The 9,330-nt window shown below is 67.1% G+C and carries 8 protein-coding genes; 7 read left to right on the top strand and 1 reads right to left on the bottom strand.

Annotated elements, in window-relative coordinates:
• Positions 1-136: 136 nt before the first annotated feature.
• The 5 genes from H9654_RS08020 to H9654_RS08000 all read left to right on the top strand — a co-directional run bounded on the left by H9654_RS08020 (position 137) and on the right by H9654_RS08000 (position 4,941).
• Complete coding sequence (locus H9654_RS08020; RefSeq protein ID WP_191770347.1) at positions 137-1,393, top strand: DUF418 domain-containing protein; 1,257 nt, start codon at positions 137-139, stop codon at positions 1,391-1,393.
• 87 nt (positions 1,394-1,480) lie between these two features.
• On the top strand, positions 1,481-2,848 hold the full coding sequence (gene gorA, locus H9654_RS08015; RefSeq protein ID WP_191770345.1) for a glutathione-disulfide reductase: 1,368 nt from the start codon (positions 1,481-1,483) through the stop codon (positions 2,846-2,848).
• Positions 2,849-2,924: 76 nt separating this feature from the next.
• Complete coding sequence (locus H9654_RS08010; protein ID WP_191770343.1) at positions 2,925-3,842, top strand: DMT family transporter; 918 nt, start codon at positions 2,925-2,927, stop codon at positions 3,840-3,842.
• Complete coding sequence (locus H9654_RS08005; RefSeq protein WP_101100674.1) at positions 3,749-4,177, top strand: MGMT family protein; 429 nt, start codon at positions 3,749-3,751, stop codon at positions 4,175-4,177. The genes H9654_RS08010 and H9654_RS08005 overlap by 94 nt, the downstream gene beginning before the upstream one ends.
• 92 nt (positions 4,178-4,269) lie before the next feature.
• Positions 4,270-4,941: a rhomboid family intramembrane serine protease gene (locus tag H9654_RS08000; RefSeq protein ID WP_042614086.1), complete on the top strand. Its 672-nt coding sequence runs from the start codon at positions 4,270-4,272 to the stop codon at positions 4,939-4,941.
• A gap of 41 nt (positions 4,942-4,982) precedes the next feature.
• Here H9654_RS08000 and H9654_RS07995 read toward each other — a convergent pair whose 3' ends face one another.
• Positions 4,983-5,459 carry a VOC family protein gene (locus H9654_RS07995; RefSeq protein ID WP_191770341.1) on the bottom strand — a complete coding sequence of 159 codons (477 nt, stop codon included), beginning with the start codon at positions 5,457-5,459 and terminating at the stop codon, positions 4,983-4,985.
• A gap of 392 nt (positions 5,460-5,851) precedes the next feature.
• Here H9654_RS07995 and H9654_RS07990 point away from each other — a divergent pair, with 392 nt between their 5' ends.
• Both H9654_RS07990 and H9654_RS07985 read left to right on the top strand, forming a co-directional pair.
• Complete coding sequence (locus H9654_RS07990; protein ID WP_191770339.1) at positions 5,852-6,076, top strand: hypothetical protein; 225 nt, start codon at positions 5,852-5,854, stop codon at positions 6,074-6,076.
• Positions 6,077-6,231: 155 nt separating this feature from the next.
• Positions 6,232-9,255 carry a TonB-dependent receptor gene (locus H9654_RS07985; protein WP_191770337.1) on the top strand — a complete coding sequence of 1,008 codons (3,024 nt, stop codon included), beginning with the start codon at positions 6,232-6,234 and terminating at the stop codon, positions 9,253-9,255.
• Positions 9,256-9,330: the final 75 nt, after the last annotated feature.

Below are 9,330 nucleotides of genomic sequence, written 5' to 3'. Positions count from 1 at the left end.
CCCCCCCCCCCCCCCCCCCCCCCCCCCCCCCCCCCCCCCCCCCCCCCCCCCCCCCCCCCCCCACCCCCAGTTGCGGCTTCAAAAAGCAGACACCCGCGAGGGGGGTCACACCCGTTCGACCCACCCCCACCGCATAATGGCGCCCCGCACCCCCGGATCCCCCGTGACCAACGCGATTCCTGCCCTGCAGCCGCTGACCACCGCCGACCGCATCACCGTGATGGACATCCTGCGTGGCGCCGCCCTGTTCGGCATCCTGTTGATGAACATCGAAGCGTTCACCGGTCCACTGGACCTGTCCTTCACCGGGGTGGATCCGCACTGGCACGGCATCGATTACCTCGCCGACGCGCTGGTGTATGTGTTCGTGCAGGGCAAGTTCTTCCTGCTGTTCTCGCTGTTGTTCGGCGCCGGATTCGCGGTGATGGCCCAGCGGGCACAGGGCGCCGGGCGGGACTTCACGCCGATCTACCTGCGTCGCAGCGTCGCCCTGCTGCTGATCGGCGCCTGCCACGCGCTGCTGGTGTGGTCCGGCGACATCCTGCTGGTGTATGCGCTGCTGTCCTTCCTGCTGCTGGGCACGCGGCGCTGGCCGTTGTCGATGCTGCCGGCGATGGGCGCGCTGGTGTATGCCTTCGCCGTGGGGCTCAGCCTGCTGTTCGCGCTGCTGGTGTGGGCGGCAGCGCGCGGTGGCAGTCCGCTGGACAGCGCGGGCAGCATGCGCGCGGCGCAGGAGGTCATCGAGGCGCAGCGCCTCGCCTACGGCCAGGGAAGCTGGGCGCAGGCCAATGTGCAGCGGTTGGCCGACCTGCGCCACATGATCGGCGGCATCCTGATCACCGGCCCGGAGATCTTCGGCATGTTCCTGATCGGAGCCTGGTTCGCGCGCAGCGGTGCACTGGCCGACCCCATGCGCTTTGCGCCTCTGTACGCGCGCCTGCGCTGGATCGCCATGCCCGTGGGCGTGGTGCTGATGCTGGCCAGTGCCGCGTGGCACCCCTACCTGGCGCCTGGCGAGTTCACCGTACAGACCGGGCTGTCCTACGCGCTGGCGGCGGTGGCCAGCCTGCTGATGGCGCTCGGCTATCTGGGCTGGATCGTGCACGCGCGGCACGCGCTGGGCTGGCTGGCCGCCCCGGGGCGGATGGCGCTGACCCACTACCTGCTGCAGTCGCTGCTGTGCACCTGGCTGTTCTTCGGGTATGGCTTGGGCTTGTTCGAACAGCTGCCGCGGGCGTGGCAGCTGGTATTCGCCGTGGCGTTGTTCGCGCTGCAGGTGGGCATCAGCCACCGGTGGCTGGCACGCTTCGGCCATGGCCCGATGGAGTGGCTGTGGCGGGCAATGACTTACCTGCAGTGGCCGCCGCTGCGACGCACGCCGCAGGCGCGCTGATCGGGCGCCGTCACGTCTGGCGCGCGGCCTGTCGTGGCATGCTTTGCACTGGCACCCCCTGTTGATGCAACGAAGCGAGCGAGCCCGATGACAAGCACTGCGCATGACTACGATCTGATCGTCCTGGGGGGCGGATCCGGAGGCCTGGCCGCTGCCTTCCGCGCGGCACAGCATGGCAAAAAGGTGGCGATGCTGGAGCCCGGCGAGCTGGGCGGCACCTGTGTCAACGTCGGCTGCGTGCCGAAGAAGGCGATGTGGCTGGCCGCCGACCTGGCCGGACGCATCGGACTGGCACGTGCAATGGGCTTCGACGTCCCGCTGCGTCCGGCGCTGTCCTGGAAGGAACTCGTGGTGCATCGGCAGGGCTATATCGAGAACATCCATGTCAGTTATCGCAAGCGCCTGGACGAGACCGGCGTAGTGCGCGTGCCACGTCGTGGGCGGCTGGTGGATGCGCATACCGTGGAGTGCAGCGACGGGGTACGCCTCAGCGGCGAGCACATCCTGCTGGCTACCGGCGCACACCCGCAGCGACCGGACATCCCCGGCGCGGAACTGGGCCTGGTCTCGGATGATTTCTTCAATCTGTGCGACGCACCGGCGCAGGTCGCCATCGTCGGTGGTGGCTACATCGCGGTGGAGCTGGCCGGATTGCTGCAGGCGCTGGGCAGCCGGGTGACCCTGCTGGTGCGCGGTGGCCGGCTGCTGGACCGCTTCGATGGCGAACTGGCGGCGCAGCTGGCCGACAACCTGTGCCATCAGGGGGTGCGCATCCAGTTCGACTACCGCCTGCGTGAACTGCAGCGCGACGATGATGGCCAGCATGTGCGCGTGCTGGGCCACGATGGTCCGCTGGACAGCGTGTTCGACACGGTGTTCTTCGCCATCGGCCGGCGTGGCAACTCCACCGATATCGGCCTGGAGCAGGTCGGTGTGGCGGTGGGTGACCGCGGCGAGGTGATCGTCGATGAGTGGCAGGACACGTCCGTGCCAAGCATCCACGCGGTGGGGGACATCGGCGGCAAGGTGGGCCTGACGCCGGTGGCGATCGCCGCTGCGCGGCATCTGATGGACCGGCTGTTCGGCGGCAAGCCGGACGCGAAAATGGACTATGAAAACGTCCCCAGCGTGGTGTTCTCGCATCCCCCGTTGGGCATGGTCGGCCTGGGCGAAGAGGAGGCGCGCGCCCGGTACGGCGAGGTGCGCACCTACCACAGCAATTTCCGGCCGATGCTGCAGGCGCTGGCCGACGGCACCCAGCGCAGCATGTTCAAGCTGGTCTGCGTGGGCGCCGAAGAACGCGTGGTCGGCGTCCACCTGCTGGGCGAGGCGGCCGACGAGATCCTGCAGGGATTCGCGGTGGCGGTGAAAATGGGCGCGACCAAGGCGCACTTCGACGACACCGTGGCGATTCATCCCACCTCCTCGGAAGAGATCGTGCTGATGCGCGGCTGAGCGCGTAGTGCCGACCTCGGTCGGCATGCAGCACGACGAAGGGCAGGGCCGCACCCGTGCGATAATGGCGCGCTGTATGAGCGCCCCTTCGCCTATCGCCACCTCGTCCACCCGCATCGCGCTGGGAGGCATCGGGCTGGCTGCGATCGGTGCGGTGGCAGCGTCCGGCAAGGCCGTCATCGTGAAGCTGGGCCTGCGCCATGGCGTGGATCCGACCACATTGCTGGCGCTGCGCATGGCGATGGCGTTTCCGCTGTTCCTGCTGCTGGCCTGGGGGTCCTCGCGCCGTGCCGCATCGCTGGGCTGGGCTGACCGCGCGCGCATCCTGTGGCTGGGTTTCACCGGCTATTACCTGTCCAGCTGGCTGGATTTCCAGGGGCTGCAGTACATCAGCGTGACGCTGGAACGACTGATCCTGTACCTCAACCCGACCCTGGTGCTGCTGATCAACGTACTGCTGGCGCGGCAACGCCCGGGCCGTTGGCAACTGGCCGCGCTGGCGCTCAGCTACGCCGGCGTACTGGTGGCGTTCGGCCACGACCTGCAGCGCGAAGGCGGGCAGATCGTGCTTGGCAGTCTGCTGGTGCTCGGCAGTGCGATCAGCTACGCGCTGTATCTGTTCGGCAGCGGGCAGGTGGTGGCGCGCATCGGCGCGGTGCGGCTGACCGCGCAGGCCAGCTGCGTGGCCTGCGTGCTGGTGCTGCTGCATTTCGGCCTGACCCATCCATGGCCGCTGCTGTGGCAGGCACCGGCAGCGGTGCAGTGGCTGTCGCTGGTCAACGCAACGGTCTGTACGGTGCTGCCGGTGATGGCGATCATGCTGGCGGTCAAGCGCATCGGCTCGTCGCTGGCCGCGCAGGTCGGTATGCTCGGGCCGGTTTCCACGATCGTGATGAGTCTATGGCTGCTCGACGAACCGATGGGCCCGGCGCAGATCGCCGGCACCGTGCTGGTGCTGTGCGGGGTGCTGCTGGTGACCCGCCTGCGGCGCTGACCCCGGAGCAGGCGCGCGAGCGCATCCTGGCGGTGATCCGCGCCATTCCGGCCGGGCAGGTGATGGGATACGGGCAGGTTGCCGCGCGCGCCGGGTTGCCGGGCAGGGCGCGGCTGACCGCGCGCGTGCTGGGCATGAACGATGATCCGCAGCTGCCGTGGCACCGCGTGCTGCGCGCGGATGGCCGCATCGCCATGCCGGAAGGTTCGCGCGGCTGGCGCGAGCAGAGCCAGCGCCTGCGTGCCGAAGGCGTGGTGGTGGAACGAGGGCGCGTGCGGATGCCTGCGCTGGATCCGGCGCAGGCGCTGGACGCGGAGATCTGGGGACCGCGCTGAGCGTGCTAGCGGGCTGAACGCGTGAGCGGCTGAAGACAACGCCATCCACGGGCGCTGCCGTTATGATGGAGGCCGTTCCAGAGGATGCCCCCATGCTTCCGCGACTGCCCACCGTTACCAAGGCGTTGCTGATCGCCAACGCGATCCTGTTCCTGCTGCAGCAGCCGTTCCTGCTGGGCGATGCCACCTTCGCACCGTTCATGCTGCAACCGCTGCAGGGCAGCTTCGATGCCTTTTCGCCCGGCGGCAATTTCCAGCCGTGGCAGCTGCTGACCTACGGTTTCCTGCACGGCAGCTTCGGCCATCTGTTCTTCAACATGCTCGCCGTTTTCATGTTCGGCGCACCGCTGGAACAGACCTGGGGCGAGAAGCGCTTCCTGACCTTCTACCTGGTCTGCGTGGCCGGCGCGGGCCTGTGCCAGCTGTTGGTGGGCAGCCTGATGGAAAATCCGGCCACGGTGCTGGGGGCTTCCGGCGGCGTGTTCGGCCTGCTGCTGGCCTACGGCATGCTGTTCCCGAACCAGCGGGTGATGCTGCTGTTCCCGCCGATTCCGATGAAGGCGCGCACCTTCGTGATCCTGTTCGGCGTAGGCGAACTGGTGCTGGGCGCCACCGGCTGGCAGCCGGGCGTGGCCCACTTCGCGCACCTGGGTGGCATGTTGTTCGGCTGGTTGCTGATCCGCTATTGGCGCGGCCAGCCGCCGTTCAAGCCGCGCCCACCGGGCCCGCCGAAGCGCCCGAACCACCTGCGCTCGATCAAGTAAGACAGGCCAGGGGAGTGGCGGCCGCTGGCCGTCACGTGCGCTCACCGGATGGCGGCCTCGATGGTGGCGATGTCGATCCTGTGCATGGTCATCATGGCGTCGAAGGCGCGCTTGGCCAGCGCCTTGTCTTTACTGGTGACGGACTCCAGCAGGATACGTGGGGTGATCTGCCAGGACACGCCCCAGCGGTCCTTGCACCAGCCGCAGGCGCTTTGCTGGCCCCCGTTGCCGACGATGGCATTCCACAGCCGGTCGGTCTCGGCCTGGTCTTCGGTGGCAACCTGCAGCGAAAACGCTTCGGTCTGGCGGAAGGCGGGGCCACCATTGAGGCCGACGCAGGGCAGCCCGCAGACGGTGAACTCCACCGTCAGCACGTCGCCCTGGCTGCCTGATGGAAAGTCACCCGGCGCATGGTGGACGGCGACCACCCTGCTGTCCGGGAAGGTCTGTGCGTAGAAGGTGGCCGCTTCCAGCGCGCCGTTGTCGTACCAGATGCAGACCGTGTTCTTGTGGACCATGGTGGTGCTCCCTCAGGGACGAGCGTGCAGCGATAGCACGGCCAGTGTTAATCCCGGATCGTGCTCTACCGAGCCGCTGCCACGCTACCCTGTCGGCAGCGCGGACACGGACGCAACGCCACGCCGGCATCGGTCTGAACCTCATGCGCGCGGTGGTGGGCTATGCCGGCGCGCCGGTGATGCTGCGTCGCGAGGGCTGCGATGCACCCGGCAGCTCAACCTGCTGGCCACCGCGCGTCATCGCCTGCGCCTGCCTTCGCTGCAGCCGCTGTCCCCGCTGTCCCCGCTGTCCATCGGGTGCTGAACCGGCTGAAGTCCGGCGAGCATCGCGGCGGCATGATCGTACGCGCCGCTTCGCCGGCAGGACCTTCTCTTCGCTGCAGAGCGCGGGCGTGGGCCGCAACGGAGCCCTGCTGGTCGAACGCTTCGGGCTGATCGACCTCGCCCTGGCGCTGGTGGTGGACGGCGGCCGGCTGCAGTTGCTGCCGCGGCGCTGGTCGGTGTGGGGCGTGCCGGGGCGGATCGTGGCCTATCGAGGAACGCTGGACGCGGACCAGAGTGAAATGCGGATGTCGCGAGTGGCCGGAACCCCGCTTCCGGCTGTCGCGCCTGTGTGACCGGGGCAAGCTGATTGCGTAACCGAGCGCCGTCATCGACCCCGAAACGCTCTCATGTCGTTTTCGTCATAGGCCTGCGGTTCAGCTGCTTGTTCAACTTGCGTTGCAGATCTGCGGTGGACCGCGGCCTGCTTCCCCTTGGACAAGGAGTTTGCATGAGCAGCATCAAGCGGGCCGCAACATTGAAGCGGACCAGCATCGTCGTGGCCCTGATGTCGATCATCGGCGCGGCCTCCGCACAGAGCACCACCGGCTCGCTGTACGGCAGCGCACCGGGCGCTGCGGGCGCTTCGATCATCGTGGAGAGCGACAGCGGCCTGAAGCGAACCGTGGAGGTGAACGCCAACGGCCGCTACACCCTCGGTGCGCTGCCGGTCGGCAAGTACACCGTGACCCTGCAGCGTGATGGAAAAGTGGTGCAGCAGCGCGACAACGTGCAGCTGAAGGTCGGTGCGGGCACCGATGTCTCCTTCGCCGAAGCGGCGGCCACCACGCTGGAAACCGTGACCGTGACGGCGGCCCAGCTGCCGAAGATCGATGTCACCAACACCGTCTCGCGCTCGGTGATCACCTCCGAACAGCTGGATGTGCTGCCGCTGGGCCGCAGTGCCGAAGCGATCGCGCTGCTGGCGCCGGGCGTGGTCGCGGGCAGTGGCGCGTTCCTCAACGGTTCGCGTGCTTCGCTGTCCTTCGGCGGCGCCAGCGTCAGTGAGAACGCGTACTACCTCAACGGCTTCAATGCCACCAATCCGCTCAACAACATCGGCGGGGTGAGCCTGCCCTACGGTTCGATCGACCAGCAGGAAACCTTCACTGGCGGCTACGGGGCCAGTTACGGACGCTCCACCGGCGGGGTGATCAACCAGCTCGGCAAGCGCGGGACCAACCAGTGGCATTACGGTGTCCAGGCCACCTGGCAGCCGGGTTCGCTGGCCGAATCGCCGCGCGATATCCGCTACCCCGGTGCTTCGCTGCCGCCCGGCTATGAACTGCAGGATCCCACCCTTCCCGGTTCGCTGTACCGTTCGCGGCGCGGCGACAGGGCCGACCGGACCACCTACAGTGGCTATGTCAGCGGCCCGCTGATCGAAGACCGGCTGTTCTTCCACCTGGCCGGCGAGTACGACCGGTCCAGCGGTGCTCTGACCAACAGCATCGAGTCGGCACAGCAGGGCAGGCGGCATTACACCCTGGATGCGCCGAAGTTCTACGGCAAGATCGACTGGAACATCAACGACAGCAATACGCTGGAGTACACCCGCATCCAGAATACGGATCGCTACGACGCCTACTACCGTGCCTACGACTACCCGACACGGCAGGAAGGCGAGCGCACCGGCACGTTCGCCAACACCACCAAGCTCAAAGACAACTTCGATATCTTCAAGTTCACCAGCTACCTCAGCGACGACCTGACGCTGAGCGCGCTGTGGGGGCGCAGCAGGCAGCGCAACCTGGACGCGAATCCGCTGGATTCGTCCAACCCGTTCATCAGCGGCGCCAACAACCAGGATCCCTCCATCACCGGCGGCACGCCGATCCGCAATGACCAGCCCGCCATCAATGACAAGGCCTCCAATGCGGGCAGCACGACGCGCGGCCTGCGCGTGGACCTGGAGTACCGCATCGGCGACCACGAGCTCACCGCCGGCATCGACAACATGACCTTCCAGGCCAACAACGAGGGCCAGGCGATGACCGGTCCCGGCCATGCGTGGATCTATTCGCGCGTTGCCCCGGGCTCCTCGCCGTCGCCGGGCTTCGGTATCACCCCGCCCGGCGGTGACGGCTACTTCGTGCAGAAGTACATCTTCTCCAGCACCACCAGCATGTCGCTGCAGCAGAAAGCGTATTACCTGCAAGACCGCTGGCAGGTGACCCCGGACTGGCTGCTGACCCTGGGCCTGCGCAACGACAAGTTCACCAACTACAACAGCGCCGGTGTCGCCTATGTGGAAAGTGGTGACCAATGGGCCCCGCGGCTGGGCGCGGCGTGGGATGTGTTCGGCGATTCCTCGTTGAAGGTATTCGCCAACCTGGGGCGCTACTACCTGGCGCTGCCCAACAGCGTGGCCATCCGCGGTGCATCGGCGTCGACGTATACCCGCGAATACTTCACCTACAGTGGCATCGATGCCAACGGCAACCCGACTGGCCTGACCGCGCTGGGACCGGGTCCGGTCTCTTCCAACAACGAGTACGGGCAGACGCCTGACCCGCGCAGCGTGGCCCCGGCGGACCTGAAGTCGCAATACCAGGATGAGCTGATCCTGGGCTTCGAAAAGACCCTCGGCGATTCCTGGAACAGCGGCGCCAAGGCGACCTACCGTCGCCTGCAGACCGCGATCGACGACACCTGCGATGCCGGCCGCATCGGTGACAAGCTGGACGCGATGGGAGTGGATCCCAGCACACTGGATATCCCCGGCTGCGTGATCTTCAACCCAGGAAAGCGCAACACCTTCCTGGTGAAGAAGCGCGACGGCTCGGGCTATGTCCCGGTGAGCATGAGTGGCGAAGATTGGGGGCTGGGTGGGCAGAAGGCCAAGCGTGACTATGTGGCAGTGGATCTGTTCATCGAGCACCCGATGCGCAACAACTGGTACGGCCGCGTGGACTACACCTGGTCGCGCAACTTCGGCAACACCGAGGGCCAGGTGAAGTCGGACCTGGGCCAGGACGATGTGTCCAAGACCCAGGATTGGGATTCGTCGTACCTGATGGAATACGCCGGCGGCTACCTGGCCAACGACCGTCGCCACCAGTTGAAGGGTTACGGCGCCTACCAGTTCACCGACGAATGGACGGCCTCGGCCACGCTGCGGGTGATGTCCGGTGCACCGAAGACCTGCCTGGGCTTCTATGGGGCAGACGAGAGTGACCCGGTCGGTTACGGATCGTCGTACCACTACTGCAATGGCAGCCCGTCGCGCCCCGGCGATGCCGGTCGCCAGCCGTGGACCGCCCGCGTCGATCTCGGCGTGATGTATCGCCCTGCGTTCGCGCAGAAGCGGCTCGCGTTCGGTCTGGATGTGTTCAACGTGTTCAACCAGCGCCGCCCGCTGCAGTCCGAGAGCAAGTACGAGGAGGGTCCGTACACCGGCTCCAATACCTACGGCATCGGGACCTACTTCACGGCACCGCGCTCGGCCCGGCTGACCGCCTCGTACGATTTCTGACGATCGGACGCTGCACCGGCCACGAAAAAGGGCGCCCCTCCGGGCGCCCTTCCTGTTGCTGCCGAAACAGCCGGC

The sequence above is a fragment of the Stenotrophomonas lacuserhaii genome (assembly GCF_014836545.1).
Lineage (GTDB): Bacteria > Pseudomonadota > Gammaproteobacteria > Xanthomonadales > Xanthomonadaceae > Stenotrophomonas > Stenotrophomonas lacuserhaii.
This window is presented reverse-complemented; position numbering and strand designations above follow the sequence as displayed.